Origin of the sequence: Pseudobutyrivibrio ruminis (assembly GCF_015057245.1) — a bacterium.
GTDB lineage: Bacteria > Bacillota > Clostridia > Lachnospirales > Lachnospiraceae > Pseudobutyrivibrio > Pseudobutyrivibrio ruminis_E.
Genome location: NZ_SVET01000001.1, coordinates 262,371 through 283,675 on the forward strand (window position 1 = coordinate 262,371; position 21,305 = coordinate 283,675).

General features: G+C 36.3%; 23 protein-coding genes. 2 read left to right on the plus strand and 21 right to left on the minus strand.

Annotation, left to right across the window (positions count from 1 at the left end; all coding sequences use genetic code 11):
* Positions 1-4: 4 nt before the first annotated feature.
* From E7274_RS01310 to E7274_RS01330, 5 genes are all read right to left on the minus strand, one after another.
* On the minus strand, positions 5-955 hold the full coding sequence (locus E7274_RS01310; RefSeq protein ID WP_304173061.1) for an ABC transporter ATP-binding protein: 951 nt from the start codon (positions 953-955) through the stop codon (positions 5-7).
* Entirely contained in the window at positions 936-1,934 is a 999-nt protein-coding gene (locus E7274_RS01315) for an ABC transporter ATP-binding protein (RefSeq protein ID WP_304173063.1), read from the minus strand. Before E7274_RS01315 ends, E7274_RS01310 begins: the two co-directional genes overlap by 20 nt.
* A 10-nt stretch (positions 1,935-1,944) precedes the next feature.
* Positions 1,945-2,814: an ABC transporter permease gene (locus E7274_RS01320; RefSeq protein ID WP_304173065.1), complete on the minus strand. Its 870-nt coding sequence runs from the start codon at positions 2,812-2,814 to the stop codon at positions 1,945-1,947.
* A gap of 1 nt (position 2,815) precedes the next feature.
* On the minus strand, positions 2,816-3,775 hold the full coding sequence (locus E7274_RS01325) for an ABC transporter permease (RefSeq protein WP_304173066.1): 960 nt from the start codon (positions 3,773-3,775) through the stop codon (positions 2,816-2,818).
* 77 nt (positions 3,776-3,852) lie between these two features.
* Positions 3,853-5,544 (minus strand): ABC transporter substrate-binding protein, encoded by a 1,692-nt coding sequence (locus tag E7274_RS01330; protein WP_304173068.1) that lies wholly within the window; start codon positions 5,542-5,544, stop codon positions 3,853-3,855.
* 236 nt (positions 5,545-5,780) lie between these two features.
* Here E7274_RS01330 and E7274_RS01335 point away from each other — a divergent pair, with 236 nt between their 5' ends.
* Positions 5,781-6,722: a LysR family transcriptional regulator gene (locus E7274_RS01335; protein WP_304173070.1), complete on the plus strand. Its 942-nt coding sequence runs from the start codon at positions 5,781-5,783 to the stop codon at positions 6,720-6,722.
* Complete coding sequence (locus E7274_RS01340; protein ID WP_304173072.1) at positions 6,703-7,587, plus strand: LysR family transcriptional regulator; 885 nt, start codon at positions 6,703-6,705, stop codon at positions 7,585-7,587. Before E7274_RS01335 ends, E7274_RS01340 begins: the two co-directional genes overlap by 20 nt.
* A 25-nt stretch (positions 7,588-7,612) precedes the next feature.
* Here the strand turns inward: E7274_RS01340 and E7274_RS01345 are convergent, their stop codons facing one another.
* From E7274_RS01345 to rsgA, 16 genes are all read right to left on the minus strand, one after another.
* Positions 7,613-9,025 (minus strand): aldehyde dehydrogenase family protein, encoded by a 1,413-nt coding sequence (locus E7274_RS01345; protein ID WP_304173074.1) that lies wholly within the window; start codon positions 9,023-9,025, stop codon positions 7,613-7,615.
* Between the two features lie 74 nt (positions 9,026-9,099).
* Positions 9,100-10,029 carry an AEC family transporter gene (locus E7274_RS01350; protein ID WP_304173076.1) on the minus strand — a complete coding sequence of 310 codons (930 nt, stop codon included), beginning with the start codon at positions 10,027-10,029 and terminating at the stop codon, positions 9,100-9,102.
* A 69-nt stretch (positions 10,030-10,098) separates the two neighbouring features.
* Positions 10,099-10,722, minus strand: a complete 624-nt coding sequence (locus E7274_RS01355) for a hypothetical protein (RefSeq protein ID WP_304173078.1) — start codon at positions 10,720-10,722, stop codon at positions 10,099-10,101.
* A 133-nt stretch (positions 10,723-10,855) separates the two neighbouring features.
* The gene (locus tag E7274_RS01360; RefSeq protein WP_033154320.1) at positions 10,856-11,167 is read right to left on the minus strand and encodes a glutaredoxin; all 312 of its coding nucleotides are present in this window, start codon (positions 11,165-11,167) and stop codon (positions 10,856-10,858) included.
* A gap of 103 nt (positions 11,168-11,270) precedes the next feature.
* Complete coding sequence (locus E7274_RS01365) at positions 11,271-11,798, minus strand: hypothetical protein (protein ID WP_304173080.1); 528 nt, start codon at positions 11,796-11,798, stop codon at positions 11,271-11,273.
* Positions 11,799-11,846: 48 nt separating this feature from the next.
* A complete protein-coding gene (locus E7274_RS01370) occupies positions 11,847-12,905 on the minus strand; it encodes a hypothetical protein (RefSeq protein WP_304173082.1) in 1,059 nt (352 codons plus the stop codon).
* 37 nt (positions 12,906-12,942) lie between these two features.
* Positions 12,943-13,185 carry a type IV secretion system protein VirD4 gene (locus E7274_RS01375; RefSeq protein ID WP_304173084.1) on the minus strand — a complete coding sequence of 81 codons (243 nt, stop codon included), beginning with the start codon at positions 13,183-13,185 and terminating at the stop codon, positions 12,943-12,945.
* A gap of 173 nt (positions 13,186-13,358) precedes the next feature.
* Positions 13,359-14,204 (minus strand): nucleotidyl transferase AbiEii/AbiGii toxin family protein, encoded by an 846-nt coding sequence (locus E7274_RS01380; RefSeq protein WP_304173086.1) that lies wholly within the window; start codon positions 14,202-14,204, stop codon positions 13,359-13,361.
* Entirely contained in the window at positions 14,204-14,800 is a 597-nt protein-coding gene (locus E7274_RS01385; protein ID WP_304173088.1) for a type IV toxin-antitoxin system AbiEi family antitoxin domain-containing protein, read from the minus strand. The genes E7274_RS01380 and E7274_RS01385 overlap by 1 nt, the downstream gene beginning before the upstream one ends.
* Positions 14,801-15,316: 516 nt before the next feature.
* Positions 15,317-16,429 (minus strand): PDDEXK nuclease domain-containing protein, encoded by a 1,113-nt coding sequence (locus E7274_RS01390; protein ID WP_330388612.1) that lies wholly within the window; start codon positions 16,427-16,429, stop codon positions 15,317-15,319.
* The gene (locus tag E7274_RS01395; protein ID WP_304173093.1) at positions 16,422-16,658 is read right to left on the minus strand and encodes a helix-turn-helix domain-containing protein; all 237 of its coding nucleotides are present in this window, start codon (positions 16,656-16,658) and stop codon (positions 16,422-16,424) included. The genes E7274_RS01390 and E7274_RS01395 overlap by 8 nt, the downstream gene beginning before the upstream one ends.
* A gap of 481 nt (positions 16,659-17,139) precedes the next feature.
* Positions 17,140-17,670, minus strand: coding sequence for a GNAT family N-acetyltransferase (locus E7274_RS01400; protein WP_304173095.1), 531 nt, complete (start codon positions 17,668-17,670; stop codon positions 17,140-17,142).
* A 2-nt stretch (positions 17,671-17,672) separates the two neighbouring features.
* A complete protein-coding gene (locus E7274_RS01405; RefSeq protein ID WP_304173097.1) occupies positions 17,673-18,638 on the minus strand; it encodes an ABC transporter ATP-binding protein in 966 nt (321 codons plus the stop codon).
* Position 18,639: 1 nt separating this feature from the next.
* Positions 18,640-19,458 (minus strand): ABC transporter permease, encoded by an 819-nt coding sequence (locus E7274_RS01410; RefSeq protein WP_304173099.1) that lies wholly within the window; start codon positions 19,456-19,458, stop codon positions 18,640-18,642.
* A 4-nt stretch (positions 19,459-19,462) separates the two neighbouring features.
* Positions 19,463-20,209, minus strand: coding sequence for an ABC transporter permease (locus tag E7274_RS01415; protein WP_330598796.1), 747 nt, complete (start codon positions 20,207-20,209; stop codon positions 19,463-19,465).
* 83 nt (positions 20,210-20,292) lie between these two features.
* The gene (gene rsgA, locus E7274_RS01420; protein WP_304173101.1) at positions 20,293-21,261 is read right to left on the minus strand and encodes a ribosome small subunit-dependent GTPase A; all 969 of its coding nucleotides are present in this window, start codon (positions 21,259-21,261) and stop codon (positions 20,293-20,295) included.
* Between the last annotated feature and the right edge of the window lie 44 nt (positions 21,262-21,305).

Here is a 21,305-nt window from a genome sequence, read left to right on the forward strand (position 1 = left end):
CCTTTTAATCATTTATTTCTTCAACTCTACAGCAAGAAACAAAATGTCCCTTTTCAAACTCAACAAGTTCCTGAGGATTCCTACATTTATCACATGCATAAGGACATCGTGCAGCGAATCTACATCCTGGTGCAGGATTGATAGCCGAAGTTATTTCCCCCTTCAGTTGCACTCTCTGCATTGGGTGATCCAAATCGATAGATGGAATGGCTGATAACAATGCTTTTGTATATGGATGAAGTGGGCGCAAAAATAACTCCCTCGATGGTGCGGTTTCAACTAACTGGCCTAAATACATAACACAAATATCATCCGAAATATGTCTAACAACAGATAAATCATGTGTAACAAACATATAAGTCAACTGCATCTTTTCCTGTAAATCCATAAGAAGATTCAAAACCTGTGCCTGAATAGATACATCAAGTGCTGAAACTGGCTCATCACACATAATAAACTGAGGATTTAAAGCTAACGCTCTTGCTATACCAACTCGTTGTCTTCTACCACCATCCATCTCATGCGGATATGCAAGTCTAAGTCTTTCTTCTATACCAACCAAATCCATTAATTCTTCAGTTCTTTCTGTGATTTCTCTTCGAGAAAACCTACGAGCCTCCTGGAGTGGTTCTTTAATTGTAGATTCCACGGATGAACGAGGATTCAAGCTTGAATATGGATCTTGAAAAACAATGCTAACTTTTTCTCTTAACTTTCTTAAGTCCTTTCCTTTAGCGTATGTTATGTCTTCTCCATCCAGTCTCACTGTACCTTCTGTTGCATCAAGAAGTCTTATTATGGTTCTTCCAAGAGTACTTTTTCCGCAACCAGATTCTCCAACAACCCCCATGGTGTGCCCTTTTTCGATAGAAAGGGTAATATCATCTACCGCATGATTAACACCAGCTCCCACATTAAAATATTTCTTTAAGTGTTCAACCTCTAGTAATGCCATTGCTTACCCCTCCTTCCTTTATTTCATGGCAACGAACAAAATGTCCTGGCTCTACTTCCAGCATCTCAGGAGCTTCATTTGCTCTTGTACAAGTCTCTGCCTTAGGGCATCTTGGACAGAATTTACATCCTTCAGGCAAATTAGTAGGATCAGGTGGAAGCCCTTTTATAGGACTCAATCTTTTAGAATCATCATCTAGCTTTGGTAATGATCCAAAAAGTCCTAATGTGTATGGATGAAGCGGATTTCTAAATATATGCTCTTTAGTTCCACTTTCAACAATCTCTCCAGCATAAATAACAGCAACCTTATCACAAGTTTCAGCCACTACGCCTAAATCATGGGTAATCAAAACCATTGATGTATTAAACTTGTCCTTAAGCTCCTTAATCATCTCAAGAACCTGCGCCTGGATAGTAACATCCAAAGCTGTAGTTGGTTCGTCTGCCAAAAGAAGCTCTGGATTGCAGGCAAGCGCCATTGCAATAACCACACGTTGCTTCATTCCACCGGAAAACTGATGTGGATAGTCATTAAAACGTAAAGACGATATTCCAACCATCTCTAGCATTTCTACTGTTCTTGCTGCTGCCTCATCTCTTGAAATATTATTATGTTGTAATACAACTTCATTTATTTGTTCACCAACCGTCATAGTTGGATTTAAAGCAGTCATAGGATCTTGGAAGATCATAGCGATTTTGTTTCCACGAATTTTCTGCATTTCTTTTTCTGATAGCTTTAATAAATCGTTACCATCTAATTCAATCTCTCCCTGCTTAATAGTTGCTGGTGGAGTTTGTAGAATTCTAAGTATCGCTTTTGCGATAGTTGTTTTACCAGCGCCTGTTTCACCAACTAGACCAATTGTCTCGCCTTTTCTTAAATCTAAATCCACTCCGTTAACTGCCTGAACAATTTCTCCACCAGAGGAGTATTCAACCACCAAATCACGGATGGATAAATAATTTTCACTCATAATTCTCCTCCTAGTCTTTTAGTCTTGGATCCATTGCATCACGGAGTCCATCACCAAGCATATTAATTGCAAGTACCGTAATAAGAATTGCAATACCCGGCCATATCATCATATGAGGATATTTCATAATATAGTCTCTTGCTGCGGAACACATAGCCCCCCACTCTGGTGCAGGTGGCTGAATACCTAATCCTATATATGAAAGACCTGCAGCCGCCATCATAGTTGCACCAATCTGTCCGGTTGTTCCTACAATTGTAGGCGCAATAATGTTTGGCATCATATGTTTAAACATAATTTTCATCTTTGAACAATTCATTGCTTTTGCAGCTTCAAGATATTCCATTTCTCGTTCCTTAAGAGCCATTGCTCGTGTACCTCTGATAGAGCCAGGAATGCCACCAACTGTAAGTGCAAGTACCGTATATCCGAATCCTGAACCAAGAGAAGCAGAAATAATAATCGCAAGAAGTGTTGCTGGAATAGCCATCCATACATCGCATAAACGCATTACTGTGTTGTCTATGTTTCCGCCAAAATATCCAACTATTGTTCCAAAGAATACGCCAAAAAACATACCTATTACTGCGCATATAAGACCAAGAGATAATGAATACCTTCCGCCATAAATTATTCGACTAAAAATATCTCTTCCGAGGTTATCACAGCCCATAATATGTTCAGCACATGGGGTTTGATTTAAAGCTGAATAATCCATATAGTTAGGATCATATGGGGCAACAAATGGAGCAAATATCGCTGCAAGCGAAATGATAATAAGTATAATCAGGCCACCCATTGCCACCTTATTTTTCCTAAGACGTCCCATTATTTGTGAAAACTGAGTTTGTTTTTTCTTTTTCTTGGGAGTTTTTGACATCTTACTTTCCTCCCTTCTTTTTTGAACCATAATTTATGTATTGAGCCTTTATCCTTGGATCAAGATATGCATAAAACAAATCTACCAGCAATGTTATAACCGCCGAGAATAATGCAAGAATTAAAACTGAACCTCTAATAACTGGATAATCTCTACTAATAACACCTGTAAGCAAATACTGACCAATGCCTGGGAATGAAAACACTTGCTCTATAACTACTGTTCCACCAACAACCATTGCTAATTGCATTCCTAATCCGTTTACTACTGGAATCATAGCGTTTGGAAGCATGTGCTTATAAATAACAACTCTTTCTGAAAGTCCTTTTGCTCTTGCTGTAGTTACAAAATCAGACCTAATTGTTTCAAGAACTGCAGAACGAGTCATTCTAGCATTTATTGCAATTCCCGAAAGAGAATTTGCAAGCACCGGCATAACCCAATAGCTAAGACCGCCTACGCCATAAGGTGGAAGCCATCCAAGTTTTACTGAAAAAAGCACCACCATCATAAGAGCCAACCAAAACTGTGGCACAGATATAAATACCATCGCCATAATAAGCAATCCCTGATCTTGGAAACTATTTCTATGAATAGCTGCATTTACCCCCAATGGAATACCAATAACTATATTTAAAACCATTGATATCAAACCTAGCCCCAATGTTCTTGGGAGTCTTGCTGCAAATTCTTTTATTACGGGCGTTCCATAAACATATGATTCGCCAAAATCAAATCTAAGGAATACATCTCTAAGATATGTTCCAAGTTGAACTAAAAACGGTCTATTCAGGCCCATTATTTCTCTTTGTCGCTCTATATCCGCTTGCGTAGCGCCAGAGCCAAGGACAATCTGGGCTGGGTCCCCAGGTACAAACCAGAGGATAACAAAGATTACTACAGCTACACTAAGCATAATCACAATCAGCCATAGAATTCTTTTTAATATGTATTTCCACATTACTAAGTCCTCTCTTTTACATAAAATTAGAGACCTAAGCGGATGCCTAGGTCCCCTTGTAATGCTTTAGTATTAATTTATTGTTCTGAGAAGCAGCATGCACCAGGTAAGAAAGTAAGCTTATCTCCCTGACATACGTACACGCAATCTGCTGGAACTACATTGTAATTATTACCTGCATAAACACCCATTGTGTATCCATGCTCAACTGCCATCTCCCACCAAGCTTGCATATTTTCTGCTGTGTGTCCATCCTCTGTATTGCAGAGATTAAGTAAATCATTCCATTCATCATCTACAATATGAGTTGTTGTCTCTGCTCCGCTAGATGAATTATTGTAAGAAAAATCATGTGCCCAAGCCTGAACATTATAATCTCCAGCCATTAAGCCAAAATACATATCCCATGCTCCTGGATCTGCAAGTGTTGTATTTCCTGTAGCTGCATCAACTTGAAGAAGCTCGGCATTAATTCCAAAAGCTGCAAGTTGAGCTGCAATGATAGTTGCTGTATCTGCGAACTCTGGGTTAACCATAATTGTTAATGTTTCTCCGTTATAGTTCGAAGCATCAAGATATCCCTGTACAACATCTGCATCCACTGATGTCTTTGTGTTGTAATTATCAAGTGAAGCCCAATCTACCATTGTGTAATCACTGTAATAGTCATTAGCATATGCATATAATCTTGAATATGCTCCTCCAAGAGCTGTAATGATTCCATCCTGATCAACTGCGTTGTATACAGCAAGTCTAAGATTTTCGTCTCCCATTGGAGATTCATCACTGCAATTTGCATCAAGATAATAAATAAACTTCTGAGAATAAGCCTGAACCTTTACAAGGTCTGAATATTTTCCGCCATCTACGAATTCTGTAAGAGAATCGTATGCCATATCCTGCACCATATCTACACTACCAGTAGCTACTGCATTTTCTCTCTGAGCATTTTCAGAAATAAACTGATATGTAATAGTTCTTACGTTCGCTTGCTGCTCCTGATGACGAAGACTTTCATCTGTCTGCCAATAATCATCATTTTTTTCAACCACAAGTGATGAGCCCGAGCTATAGCTTACAAACTTGTATGGTCCTGTACCAACCATGTCATTTGCAAGTTTTGAAGACGAAGCATTAAATGAATCTTCATCAACAATAAAACAACGAGCAAAGAAATTATCGAACCATCCTAGATTTGTTTGTTCCTTTGTGAACTCAAACTGAACTGTTGTATCATCTATTGCTGTTGCTTCCACAAAATCATCCCAGCCTGATGTAATCTGATTATTAAACTGATAATTGTAAGAAAATGCTATATCATCAGCTGTAACAGCATTTCCATTGTGATCAGTGATGTAATCATAAATATAAATCGTATAAATACCTGTACCATCTTCATGATCACAACCAGGTGCGAAACTGCCTTTGCTTTCATCTGCGAGAACTCCATATCTCTCGCCATCGGCGGTTACTTCATAAAGCATTTCGTACACTTCATAATTGCCTGGAATATCATTGTTTGTTCCCCATGGTTCCAATGTTGTTCCTGCCTTCCAAGCAATAGTAATGCTTTCCCTTTCAACTGAGTTATCAATGTTTGCTTTGTCTGTTAGATCCGCAGAATTTGAAACATCTGCCACAGACTCCATTGCTTCGCTTTTTTCTGTAGTTGCTGATGAACTACTGCCTGTTGTACCTGAACCGCCGCAGGCTGTCAGACTTGCTGCAAGTGTTGCAGCCATGATTACTGAAACAATTCTCTTTTTCATCCTTTTAATCTCCTTCTCCGGTTTTTTATCTTTAATCCCCCCGGTTCTTGTGTAAATAATATATTTTCTCAAATAGTGCTTCAAACTAAAAAAGTAAGTGCTTTATTCACTTTCCGAATAAAGCACTTGGTCTTTCCTATTCTTTATTCTTGCATTAAAATTATTATTATGGATAATCTATTTATAGAGTTTTATACGCTTTTTGCAATAATCTTATAGGAGTAACTATGCTGGACATGATTTTATACCATAGCGAATTCATTACGCTATGTGAAACAGGAAATCTTTACGATGCGGCAGATAAACTTTTTATCTCTGAATCTAATCTCATGAAACATATGCGAAATCTGGAGGATGCTGTAGAGCATAAAATATTTCAAAAGTGCTCTAACCACGTAGAACTTACAGAATATGGAACTATGTATCTATCATTCGCCTACAGATATAAAATGCTAGACAAGGAACTTATAGAAAAGACAAAAGAACTGGATTCTAGAAATCTTTCTGTTGTTAAAATAGCAGTTTCAAGAAGCATGAACTGCGATCATATAGTAAATATGCTAGCAGATCATTTTGCAGACAGATATCCAGATTATTCAATTTCTCCTGGGGAATTTTCTAGAACTGTAAACTTACACTCAACATTTGAAATGGGATATGAACTATCCTTTGCCATTGGATCATCACCGACAGATATATATTACAATACATATCAATGGTCAAAAGACAGATTGGTTGCCATATTACCAATAGGTCATCCATTAGCGAATGAAAAAAGAATATCCTTATCCCAACTATCATCGGATAAATTTATTCTTTTCCCAGAAGGCTCCTTCTTGAACTACTATTGTACAAGCCTTTGTGAAAAAGCAGGCTTCAAGCCTATGGTAGATTTTACTATTCACGGAACAAGGAATCTTGTCGAACTGGTAGATGCAGGCCTTGGGGTATCACTTACGACAGCAAGTGACATTCTAACCATAAAAAAACATAATGTAAGTATGGTTGAAATCGACCCAACTCCTATAGTCTATCTAAATTTGTACTACAGAAAAGATGTACCTTTATCAAAACCAGCAAAAGCTTTTTTAGACTATGCTATAGATATTCATGAACATCACAACGAAGATATCCCATATCAGGGACCGGAGGGCGAAGTTGGAAACATCTATTTTTAATGAATTCTTAATACTTGAAGAAACTAATAGCTTTTCAAAAGCTGCAGAGCAACTTAGAATTAGTCAAGCTTCTCTGTCACGACACATCAAACAACTTGAAGATGAGTATGGAATGCTTCTATTTGAGCGTACTACACAAAAAATGAAACTAACCCCTTACGGTGAATCATTAGTCCAATACGCAAGAATTATCCTTGAGGCAGAACGTTCTTTTAAACGTGAGGTTGAAAAAATAAATTTTCAAAACTCCAACCATCTTGTTGTAGGTTGTATTGATTATCCGTTTTATTATGGCATCACTAGTCATCTTGCTGACTTTAAAAGAGAAAATCCAAATGCCACACTTGAAGTTATGATTAATTCTACTGATGAACTTGTAAGAAATTTAAATACAGGTGAAGTTGATGTAGCATTTATAAGAAATATAGATAATGTGGCTGATAAATTCGATTCTATCTTCTACAAAGAAGACTACATGCATATTGCTGTTCCAGTAAAACATCCTCTTGCCAATAAAAAAACAGTGTCAATAAAAGAATTTAAGACAGACACCTTTTATAAGCGTTACAAAAAAGGTTCTTACATGGACAGCCTTTTTTCAAAGCTTGCCTCAGATGCTGGCTTCAAACCAATGATTTCAGCAAGCGGCAGCAGTTGGGAAGATTCTGTTATTAACGAGCCAAACACAGTCACCCTTTGCAATGGAGCACTTGCAGAAAACTTTAGAGGAAATGTACATGTAAAAGTATTAGATTTAAAAGAAAAACCTGAGGTCAATATTTATTTAGCTACAGCCAAAAATGCCACACATTCTTTAATTACTGATAGATTTTTTGAATATGTAAAAGCTAGCCTTAATGGCTAGCTTTTTTTGGAAGCATATTTCTTAATTATCTTTCAAATAGCTCTAGCAATCTCATCTTGCCCTCGGCTCCCTTTGAATAAGGATGCTCTCGCAGTGATAAGTTGCCTTTGTTTTTTCCGTATAAAACGGTGGATGAATGAGTAAACTCTCTAAATCCAGCATGGCCGTGGTACGCTCCCATTCCCGAATGGCCCACGCCATTAAATGGTACACCCTTTACCATCAAGTGAACACACACTTCGTTTAGACATCCACCGCCATATTGCATGGTCGCAAACATGCGCTTAGCCCATCTTTTATTTCGTGTGAAAATGTATAGTGAAAGTCCATGCTCTCTTCTTGAGATTTCTTCAATCAACTCATCAATCTTGTCATCCTCGTATGGGACGATTGGAAGCAGTGGATTGAATAATTCGTGATTAACAATCTTTTCGTTGGTGGTCACTGGGTAGATGATGGTTGGCTCAAATTTTTGGGTCTCGCGATTACCCTTTCCACCAAAAAGAATTCTATCTTCATATTCTTTTGCCTCTGCTTCGCATTTATCATAAGCTCCTGCTGTAATCAGCTTTGGATACTCTGGATTTGTTAAAGGGTCATTCCCCAAGCTTTTATTAAAGGCTGCTTTCAGCTCTTTTATAAAATCATCAGCAATTTCTTTTGCAACGGCAACCTGATTGATGTTGATGCAAATTTGGCCGCTGTTAAGAGCTTTGAAGAATGCAATCTTTCTAGCGGCATCTTTTATATCAGCATCTTTTCTAACTATGCACCAATTTCCATTCTCGCCGCCAAGTTCCAGGGCCACTGGTGTGAGATTCTTGGCAGCCATCTCCATTACATGCACCGCTACCTTTGGAGAACCAGTGTAAAAGATTTTATCAAAGCGCTCTTCCAAGCAGAAGTCAGCTACATCATGGCCGCCGTCAATAACTGTAATGTAGTTAGATGGGAAGGTTTCGGCCACCATCTTTTTAAGCAAGGCTGTGCAATGGACACTCTTTGAGCTGGCCTTGATGACAGCAGTATTTCCGCCTGCTATAGCTGGGATTAAAACGCCCAGCGATAGTAAGAATGGGAAATTGAAAGGGCTGATGATTAACGTATTTCCGTAAGGCATTTTATAAACTTTTGTGATAATACTTGGGAAACATGCCAATCCACTAAAATGAGTTTCAGGCCTTGCCCATTTCTTTAAGCCTGCAATAGTTTCATTTATCTCTAAAATGATACTGCCGATATCGCAGAAATAAGCCTCCACATAGTGGCGCCCCAAATCCTTTTCAAGGGCCTCTTCCATTTCCTTTTCATGGGAAATAACCATCGCCTTTAGCTTTTTAAGAGCATCAATGCGATAGCTTAAATCTAAAGTTGTATTGGTTTTAAAGAAAGCACGTTGTGATTCAACAATTGCTTTGATTTCTTCTCTGGAATTCATAGGCCCTCCTCTACATAATTAACTATAAGATGTAAGCTGTCTTGACAACCATTTTGTAACAATTGAACTCTATATTAGTGATTAATCTGAAATAAATAAACCATTATAGGCATGGTAAGAATACATAACAAAGTAGACAAAATATTTATTGCGCTTGCGTATTCGGCATTTTTTGAATACAAAATGGCAAATTGATTTATTGTTGCAGCACATGGAGCACATGCTGCCAAAAAAGAGACAAGCATAACTGTATCTCCTCCTGGAACAAAAGATTCAACTGGTAATAAGCTCATTATTAAAAGAATAACAAGAGGACATATAATCAAACGCATACATATTACGCCCCAGATTCTATTGTTAGAAAAGATGTTTTGTACTTTCATGCCCCCTAAAACCATTCCAACTATAATCATTGATACCGGACCAACCATATCTGCTAGGGAGGCTATCACGGAAGATGCAAGTCCTGTAAATTTATAGTCGAAAACTAACATAAATAATCCTACTCCTATAGAGATAATATTTACATTAAGTAATATTTTCTTCCATGGAATGCCATCTTCTTTTGCAAACATTCCTCTTCCATGGGTCCATACGAATATATTAAAGACTGCAACAAATGCTGCAGAATAAACAACCCATTCATCACCGAGAACTGATCCGACTATAGGTACTATTAGATTTCCACCATTAGAATATATAATAGATGCTCTTTCTACTTCGGTTGCGTTTGTAAGTCTTCCATATAGTTTGGCTATTATAATGCAGACAATATGAATAATGACAGCATTAAATACTGCTAATAATAATCCTTTTATAACATTACCGGTAGCGTCTATTTGAAAGGCATTAATAATTATTGCAGGAGTCATAAGATAGATGCAAAGTTTTGTAACTACCTCTGAGTCTGTCGATTTCAAAATATTGCATCTAACAATTAAAAATCCCAAAATGATAAAAATAAAAAATTCTGCTATTTTCTTCGCAAGTAAGATACTTATCACCTAATAATCCTCCCGTGAGTTCAATATATATTAGTTTATAATATAGTGTTCAAAGAAAAAAGACTCTGATTACTCAGAGTCCTCTGCTCTATCAAGCACTTTTCTTGTTTTTATCTCAACACCATTTTCAACCCTAGTTGTCTCCAAATACCTGATGCCATTAATCACTACAACTTCTACAGTAGTTTCATCCTCCGAACTAGCGGAACCAGATGAGCCAGAAGCTCCGTTTTCTGTAGATGCTCCTTGATTCTCTTCAACTGCCGCTGTTTCAGTAGCAGATATTTCGCTTACCCCTCTAGCTTTCTGAACTAGATTTGCCACAACATCACTCATATTTTCCACAGTAGGGACGCCAAGTGCAACTGCCCCGTCATTCATAGCAGTAGCAAGAGTGCTCATATTTTCTTCATCAGATAAATCTTCCATGGACAAACCTAACCTATCCATGGTCATTTGGATACTATCCGCATTTGCTCTAAAAGCCTGGCTTAGATCTACCATTCTTCCATCTGCCCCATAATTTGAACTAGGAATAGCAGCATCAGCATTATTTACACTAGGGATGTAGGAATCCTTATCAGATACACTTGTGTCCGTATTAAGGTTTTGGGTTACATCTGGTTGCGTTGGAAGTTGAACCATTCCAAGCGATGAAATTCTGTCTAGATAAGTTTGAAGATTAATTGCCATAGTATTGCCTTTCTGGTTATACCGCAAGCCTTCCGTGGCAACTCAACTGTTGAATCCTTCAACAATCACCTTATTAAATTATAAAACCTCAGATTTCAGTTTGCAACGTTACAAAATCACCCCTACAAGTTAACTAGCATCCTTTTTTGCCAGCCTTATGATCCTCGATGGAGCAAGAAGATGTACCATCGTATTCAACAAGTCCGGCATCTGCTGGGTCAAGGCTGATTCTTCCATCCTCAAATACAAAACATGGAATCCCTATATCTCCAATTTCCTTTGAATGGTCAAACTCAGGTCTGTTATCTCTCATGTCCATAAACTCATGCATGTTTTGAACATGCTGGCCTATATCTATATATTGAAACTGATCTTCCTTCCCCTGAATCTGTGGCTGCAGAAAGTCGCAGTAAGGGCATGTATGCATTCCGTATATCTTAATCATAGTATGTCCTCCTAATTAAAAAATTTATAAATGCATTATACACTTAATTGGGCAAAATAAAAAACTTCTGGGCATCCCCAGTGTACTGGCCTAGTAGGCTAGATTAACTATTATATTTTTTGTAATCAAAATTCTCAGCTAAAATAGTTCTCCAATACAGATTCTCTTCCTCGGTTAATTTTGAGAAATCTGTCTTAAATCTTTTTAAACCATATTTCTTTTGTGCTTCATCTGTAAGATATACAGTAAGCCAAGCTTTGAGCCTAACTGCATCGAAGTCCACGAAATCATCTGCAGTAAATACAACTTGCTGTTTTTTCGTTCGGCTCTTCTTTATATAGTGAAGATCACCATCAACAAAACCATAAGTAATTTCTTTTAATGGCTTAAAAAACTTAGTATCAGCTTTAATTAACTCTTTAAGTTTTACGCCAACATCTTTTTCTACATCTTCCCAACTCTTTTCCAAATCGCATATTTTGAAAGGATTATCTCTACCAATAACATATTCGTCATCGTCAAAACTAGCTTCAATTGTATAGCAAGTTTCATCCTCATAAATATTAAATAAGAGCGATTGATAGTCCGTAATATTCAGTTTCTTAATCTCTAGAAATAAATATTCAATCATAATAAATAATAGCCTCATGTTTAAACGTATTTTAGATTCTGAGAATAATTAATATGGATTAATCTTTTCAACCAACCTATGAATTAGAAAATTATCATGAACATAAAAATTATCTAAATCATCAAAATCAGAATTAATATTAAAAATACTTATCCCCGCATCATACATTTGCTTAATAGTTTGACGTTTTAATGGATGTTCTGCTAAAGGATTAAGATAGCAAAACAAACCGTCGGTTAGCTTTTCTCGATAAAATTCATTTTCTTTATCATCACTTATACCATACATTCTTGATGACACTATATGTTTTGGAGTGATACCGTTTTTATCATATCTTAACTGAGAAAATATACAATTGGGATCATTACCAACAGCATCAACTTTTCCAATTGTTGCCAGTTGACTAAACAGCACTGCAGAGACTTCTTTATATTTTGAGTCTCTAAAAAAACCTAATGGAATACTAGAATTATTGGCTTTAATCACCGAGTTAATCGATTGATAATTTTCTGAATGTCTATTGAACAGCTGCCCATATAAAACTGCTAAAATAGCCTCATTTCCAACACAAAAGCCATTAGGTTGTTCAAATGGTTCTATGGCAATTATATATGGTTTATCCTGCACCCATTCTTCTTTTCTATAGCTGTTAAGATACTTTTGATATTTTGAGTTAAATGAATTAGATAAGCGTAATACTTGTTTATATACCATCTCATCAATATCAAATTTCCCATTTAGCTTTGCTTCAACATCATATTCAGGAATATCACCGATTGCATTATTAGCTATTGTGCATTCAATTAAAAAGCTTTGATAAAGATTACTAACAACATAATCCGGATGTTCATAGCTCATATTAAACTTACATCCCATTTTCTTTAGACATTGATAAATATATAATTCCCATAGTACTGGATTAAATTCAGTTTGGAATTCCTTAATAAATTTATCTTTTCCATCCCTATTGAGTATTTGCTCATCAATCCATGAATCAAGAACCTCTTTTATATATTTATCATTTTTTATCAATTTATAATGCTGATGCTGCTTATCTTCAGGCACTAGGTCAACAAATAAGCTAATCAATTTATCCTTGTTATCCATAAATACCTCCACAATTCATTATATTAGTATAACGTATTTACGAATCATTTCGAACGCTATTTAACATTTTTAATACAGTAAAAATTTTCCCTTTTTTAGCATATAAACCATGATTAACAAACTTCTTAATATCAAGTCTGTTTCTATAATCATATTCTCCTGTCTCCTTATAAAATGGATGCTGAGTAGCATCATATTTGTCCAACAAAAATGGTCTTACACCACGAAGCTGAAGGAGATATTTATCACCATCAAGTACTGCCAGCTCATCCATAGTCATTATGTCTTTACCAGCCTTTTGATTGTTTGTAGATAATGATGAATTGTTATCTCTGCTTTCTCCAGTGTTGCCTATGATTGTGTCACATTTTTCTATTCAATATCTTCCTGCATTAGCTTTCACTCCCTTCTAACAAAAAAACAGTTATCCATTACCGAATAACTGTCCTCTGTCTACATGTTTGTTTTTAATGAAATCTCTTCAACTGTAGTAATTGTTGAATCAAAATCAACTGCGCTAGCATACTTGTTAGCTTTTTGATAATTGAACCATAATAATCTTAATGGTTCATCTACTCTCATATCGTCACATATTTCTCTCCAGTCCTTAAGTTCGCTTTCAGAGCCTCGCTTTCGAGCTGTTCTATGAATACCTTCCTCTAAAACTTTAAAATCAATTTTATATGCATACATATGATAAAACATATGCAAATCATAAAAGTCTCTGGCTCTTGTAGTACCAATATTTCTTCGAATAATTGTCTCATATTTTTCTGCTAAAATTGTTTCGCAGTTATAAGCTACAACCTCAATCACATCATCATCCAAAATAGTCTTATATTCATAATTAATGGCTCTTGGTGTAATTTCATCACCTGTGGTGATATCAATTTTCATTTTGTTAGCTATCTTACCATAATAGGCTGTAAAATAAGCTCTGAAGTTATTGTAATCATCGTCTTCGCGAATTGGTTCTAACTTTTCAAACTCAAATTTTATGCCATCTCCAACATCAATTAATAATATTTCCTTAATAATATTACTAATTTCATCTTCATCCATATTAATTCCATTAACAGTGGTATCCATATCCATAGTTGTTCGCTCCATTATTCCCATCATTGATGATATAAGCATTCCACCTTTTAGAATGAAATTTCTTGAATATTTAGAATTAGACATTCTATCTAACACTCTCTCTAAAAGAAACATCTGTAACACTTCTTGTGGTTGTAAACCTCGCTGAGCTGCAAAATGCCTAATTTGACCTTTTAACTGATCAGGTGTACGTTCTTTCATTACAAAACCTCCATGTATGTCCTGACCTTTGATTCAATATTAAATTGTCTAGCATACTTAACTATCTTTCTAGGATTGCACTTGGCTGAAAAATATTCCTTCATTGCCTGTGTATATATCTGAATATCAACAGATTTTTTATCACGAATTAAGTCGCAGATACAACGTTCCAAATCATATATCTTTACTTCGTATCCTTGTGGGGTTACAGCATCAACGATGCCTAAATCCCACAACTCCTTTTTGCAATAATGAAACCTCGTATTTTCATAATCCTTTTTTATACGAGAAACATTATCCCCCTGAGGAACTGTGATATCTAATTCGTGAGGAACTCGATCTGATAGACCATGTAAAAATAAAGCTGTTCCATGTGAATAAATAAGTTTAGGAGAGCGATTCTGTATCGTACGATACTCATCTGGTTGATTGTCAGCTATCACATACTTACCATGAGATTCTTTTACAATCATTCCACTTATCAAACCTTGGTATAAAGCAAGTCTTGAAACTCCCTTATCAGTCAATTGTTTTGCAGAAGCAATACCGTCATTTGACTCTATAATCATTTTTAGCGATTCAATTGAATATTCCATAAACATCACCGCCTTTCATATCGTTCTTTTATTCTAACATATTAAAGAACGATTGTATATACATAACGTTCTTTACTCTTCTAAAATTAAAGAACGTTATATTAATGATATTTTTACTCCAAAAATGGGTTAAAAAAATAAGAGCAATTACTCAATTGAATAACTTATCACACCTCAACGAAAGTTAGCGGGCTGACAGACTTACTGCGATAAAAAAATGAAGGTTTTCACTAGATTTTATCACATGAAGTCTCAGCAGCCCCTTATCTTCGTTCACTTGTGATAAATCCTAAGTCATATCAGCCAAAATTTATCACAGCCCAACGAAAGTTAGCGGGCTGACAGGCTTCTTGTGATAAAACAAAAGTGCCAAGACCAAAAGGCCGCAGCACTTAAATCAACGCCATCTCTATTTCTCACTAATCTTATTCCACTCATATGGTGTGTTCTGGTGCACGTAGTAACAATAGCATACTTTTTTCAAAGCCTCTCCTCCAGCGGGCTAGAAGGGCTTTTTCAAAACCGTGCTCCATTGCGCTCCATTTCTTCATCCTTCTTTTGTAAATAATAGAATTCCTTCTGAGTTTCAATCTCAGCTCGTAATTCTTCTTCTGTTGGTAAATATAATTTATATTTTGATGCAAACAGCTGCTCATTTTCATGAAGCACAGAATACTTTGCAATATCCTCGTCTGTTTCTGAACATAATACAATTCCCAATGTTGGATTATCATCTTGAGATTTCTTTAATTCATCATACATGCGAATATACATATCCATCTGCCCAACATCCTGATGAGTAATCTTTGTTGTTTTTAAATCAATTAACACAAAACACTTTAGAATATAATTATAGAAAACAAGATCTATATAATAATCTTCCTTCTCTGTATGAATATGTTGCTGCCTTGCAACAAAAGCATATCCCCTTCCAAGTTCCATAAGAAATTTCTGTAAGTTATCAATAATACATTGTTCTAAATCAGACTCATAATAAGAGGTGTTTTCTTGCATACCAAGAAACTCTGCGATAACAGGATTCTTTATAAATTCAAGCTTTTTTTGGTATTTAGACGTTAACTCTTTCATCTCGTTTTCTACACCAATTTTATCCTGTGTTTTAAGAATTCTATAATAATACTGTGAATATATATTCCTTTGAAGAGTTTTCACGCTCCAGACTTGGTTATAAGCCTCCTTCTCATACCATAATCGTGCTTCATCATCTTCAACTTGCAATAAAGTTCTGTAATGCGTCCATGAAAGCAATTCAGTTTGTGTACTCAGCAAGTACACATTTTCATCAGCACCAAATTGTGTACCCTGCGAGTACACAATTTGAGGAAACTTGCGATAAAAACTTATATATTGATAGATAGCTCGTCGTGTAAAACCTTTTCCATATTTTTCCGTGAGAATTTTAGCTAAGCTATCAACCAATTCTGTACCATATTCAGCTCTTGAACTCCCCTTTAATTCTTCCTCAGCAATTCTTTTACCAATATACCAATTTCTAATAACAAGAATTGCATTAACTGATTTGTATGCATAACTTTGTGAACTGTCAATTATAGTGCAAACATCTTCCAAATAATCGTCTGTATTAACATATTTGATTATATTATTCATAGCCATCCACCTCTCTTCTACTATCTAAATCTTTCTCACCCAATTTTGCCTGCATCTCTACATAATATGCTAGCAATCGAAGAACATATGGAGGAGCATTTCTGTGGCCCAATTCCCACTCTGTCATCGTTCTGTAAGGAATTTCAAATTTTTCACAAAACTCCTTACGATTTAATCCTGTAGATTCTCTTAATTCTTTTATTTTTTCGCTAAATACATTATCTTCCATGCATTATGTCTTCCTTTTCATTTTACTCACTGAGTAAATAATATCATTATATATGAATATACACAATGAGTAAAAAAAACTTCTATGGTTGACCACAGAAGTTTCCTTTTTATTTCTCACTAATCTTATTCCACTAATAAGCTCAATCCAAATCCCCACAGCAAAGTAATTATCACAACCCAACGAAAGTTAGCGGGCTGACAGACTTGCTGTGATAAAAAAATGAAGATTTTCACTAGATTTTATCACATGAAGTCTCGGAAGCCGCATGCTGTCGTTGGTTTGTGATAAAAATATGAGGATTTCGGCTGATTTTTATCACAAGAAGTCTCAGCAGCCCCTTATCTTCGTTCACTTGTGATAAATCCTAAGTCATATCAGCCAAAATTTATCACAGCCCAACGAAAGTTAGCGAGCTGACAGGCTTCTTGTGATAAAACAAATAATAAATGTTGGAATAGCCATATATGTTGTTTGGAATTTATATTACTGTCGTCTCACCTCGAAATATTACCGATACATGCGTAATTTTGTTGTCAGGATCAGGGTATTCCTTCTCAAAATGCATACCTATCGATTCCGCTGTCTTATAGGAACCGACATTTGTATATTTGCAATATGAATAGAGCGCTGGATAATCTGTGTTAGCAAATGCCCAGTCTCGTACTGCAATAGCCGCTTCCTTAGCATAACCTTTATGCTGATAATCTGCTCGAATGTGATAACCAATCTCAGGGAGAATCTCTCCCTCAATGTTTTGAAGTGTTAGTCCACAGTCACCTATCATCTCTCCTGTATCTTTCAAACATACCGCCCATAGCCCAAAACCATTTTCTTGATATCGGTTCATATTTCTTTCAATCCAGCTTTTTACTCTCTCTTCATCAAAATCATAGGGATAATGCTGCATGATTTCCCTATCAGCAAGAACTTTGTATAATGCATCAAAATCATCCATATTCATTTCACGAAGGAATAATCTATCTGTTTCCAATATAATTTTATGTTCCATTTCTACGCCCCGTAAACAATCTTGATAATATCATCAATTCCCGTTTCCTCAATTGAAACGTCCTTTATCGTTTTTTCCTTTGAAAGATCAGCAATGATTTCCGCTGCGGTAACATCATTTTTCATGAAGCGATATTTAGCAACATTACCATCTTGCGATATCAATTTACAGCGGGTATGCTCCGGCGCAGCCTCATCATAGTACTCCACAACAAGCGTCTTGTAAGGAGCTATTCTATCAACAATTTCCGACAAATTACCATCCTCCATCAGCACTCCGCTATTGATTACTATAAGTCGTTCACATAGTTCCTGAATGTCACCTAGATCATGGGTGGTTAGAATAACTGTTGTGTGTCTCACTTTGTTAATCTCTTTAATGAATTTTCTCAAAGCATATTTTGCCGAAACATCCAATCCAATGGTAGGCTCATCAAGGAATAAAACCTTAGGTGAATGAATCATAGACGCAACTAAATCGCCTTTCACTCTCTGGCCCAAAGACATCTGTCTAACAGGCTTATCTAAAAGCTCCTTTATGCCAAGAATCTGGTCTAGCTCATCAAGAGTTTTATCATATTCCTTCTGGTTAATTTGATAAATATGCTTCAAAAGCTCAAAGCTTTCTCCAAGACGAAGGTCCCAATTCAACTGAGACCTCTGTCCAAAGACAACGCCTATATCCTTTACCACTTCTTTCCTGTGCTTGGAAATATTACGGCCGTCAATCAACACCTGTCCCTGCGTTGGCGTAAGGATTCCGGACATCATCTTTATTGTGGTACTTTTTCCCGCGCCATTAGGACCTATAAATCCTACGATCTCACCTGTATCAATATGAAATGACAAATCCTTTACTGCATGGATTATCTTATGATTAGGCTTAACCAGCCCCTTCATTGCCCCCTTAAGGCCAGGCTCTTTACTTTTTAGCACATAATCTTTACAAAGATTTTCTACATCTATCATTTTAATTACCTGCACTTTCGTATTTACGTAGTCCAAAATTAAAATATGCTCCAGCAATCAGCATCACAATAAAACCAACTGCCAATGTTACAAATGGAATAACTAATCCACTGAATTTTGCCTCCACTCCAAGCAATGATGACACCGGATAAAAACTTACCCAGCCGATTGGAATAAGATACGTCAGGATAAACTGCATGCTCTCTGGGTACATGGAAAGTGGATACATCGTAGTCTTATCCATGATTTCCTGAGTATACTGGCCGAAATCTACGGCACTTCTTGTGTAAAAGCTAGTGCTTCCAAGCAGGATATATATGCCTCCTCTAATAAATGTGGCGCCAACCAGCATGATAATTACTTGAATTACAAACAGTGGACTGACTACTACATGGCACTTCGCGCATCCATATATAAAAACTAAAATTCCAGGAATTAAATCGGTTATACCAAAGATGTTAATGTTGGTAAAAAAGAACTGATACAAAACCCCGAGTGGTCTCGTCAGATATCGATCAAATTCCCCCTCAATAACAAAATACCCCATGAACCATCCCTGCACAAAAAAGATCATTGAAAGTGCATGAGAAATGACTGATAGTCCATATAAAAACGCCAACTGGCCGTATGTCCATCCATTAATTTGTCCAAAGGATTCAACCACAAATTTTATAATGGCAAATCCCATGATAAACTGAAGTGGATTTGAAATCAGCCACCCCGCAATGTTGGATGGATACTCTATGATGGTCATGAATGCCATTTTTATTACATGAACCGTCACATCTAGATAATGCCACAACTCTTTAAAAAATCTCAACACTCTATCCCCCTTGAACCATTACCTTTCTTATCACCTTGTTTTGCACAAGAAAGAAAACGACTGAAAGAACCACGAGCCAGATAAACTGAATTCGCATTTGCGATAAATATTCTACACTGCTGCCTTTGCCAATATAAATGCTAAGTGGCAACTGGTATATATAAATAAATGGAAGTCCTTCTAAAACCCTTTGCACTCCCACCGGGAAAAACCAAATTGGAATAATGCTTCCTGAAAGCAGCCTTAACATATGTTTCTTCACCTGAATAAGCGCATCAATATTTACAGCGATAAAAGCAATCATTCCAAACAACGCTGCCACCAACCAGTTAATCAGAAACGATTCGATAACAGAAATAACAAATAGTGGAATATCCTTTGGATTCGCCATCGCCGGAAGCTTAATCATAAGTGAGCCAATAATAAAAATTGGAAGCATATTTTGAAAAACTAGCGCGATGATATTTCCAATGTCTTCAGCAAAATAAACACCAAAAACATTTATCGGCTTAATCAAGTCCGTAGCAACCGTGCCTTTTTCAACACTATTTTGAATTCTTCTCTCAACATTCGTAATAAAAAGCACCGACAAAATCGAAGACATAATGACATAGGTAAGCATACTATCAACATCCACATCTCCAACCATAGTCTGCCCCTTGTATAGTGCGCGCCAAAAGTAAGCCGAGGTAATCATGATTATGGTCTGCATAATAATATTGCCATAAACATTAAACTCGTATGCCATGCTTCTAATTATTTGAGTTTTGATTACGTATAAATACTTTGTCAGCAAAATAATCCCCCATATATCGGAAAATCAAAGATATTTTATTTCATCTTTTTGTATGCCTTTACCCATTTTGAGATTTCCTTTTTCTTGGCATAATTATTTGTATTCTCCTGTCCAAGACTTTGATAAAGCATAAATCTCTCCATTGATAATTCTCCACTTTCAATGGCAAGTTTTACAGCACAACCCGGCTCTGTATCATGCCTGCAATTGCTATATTTACATCGATTTTCCAATTCCACTATATCTGAGAATGTATTATCAATACCTTCATCAACCATGGCCATTCCAATTTCACGCATTCCTGGTGTATCAATAATAAAACTCCCATTTTGAAGCTCTATGAGTTGACGGTAAGTGGTGGTATGACGACCCGTGTCATCAGACTCACGTATAGCAGACGTCTTCATAATTTCCTCACCGCATATGGCATTTAAAAGCGTTGATTTTCCTGCACCTGAAGACCCCATCAAACATATAGTTTTTCCTGGTTGCAGATATTCTTCCAGCTCATCCATTCCAATTTGATATAACGCTGAGATTGCATGAGCCCTAACTCCTTCAGCAATGTTTTCTACTTCACAAAGGTAACGGCCCACATTAATACATAAATCAGACTTAGTAAGAATAACTACTGGTATCGCCTTGCCCTGCAATACAACGCTCACATATCTGGCAATTCTGTTGTAGCTATAATCTTCATTTAAAGATGTAACAATGAAAACATAGTCAACATTGGCAACCATATACTGCATTACACCTGTCTTTGCCTGGTCTGGTCTTTGCAAAAAACTTTTTCTTTTTTCCACAGACAGAATAAGTGAGTCCCCAGATGTGTTATAGGTAAATCTTACATAATCTCCAACAACTGGCAATTTGTCAGCACTTTCTTCATAAAAATATCCCTTAAGTTTTGCAGGAATATCCTGCCCCTGATACTTTATTTTGAAGCTGTTCTTTTGTACCTCAGAAATTCGTCCTATCTGATTATTATTTAAATTATTCATTTCTTTGTCTCCTACTATTGTTAGTTATTACAATTATGTATGAG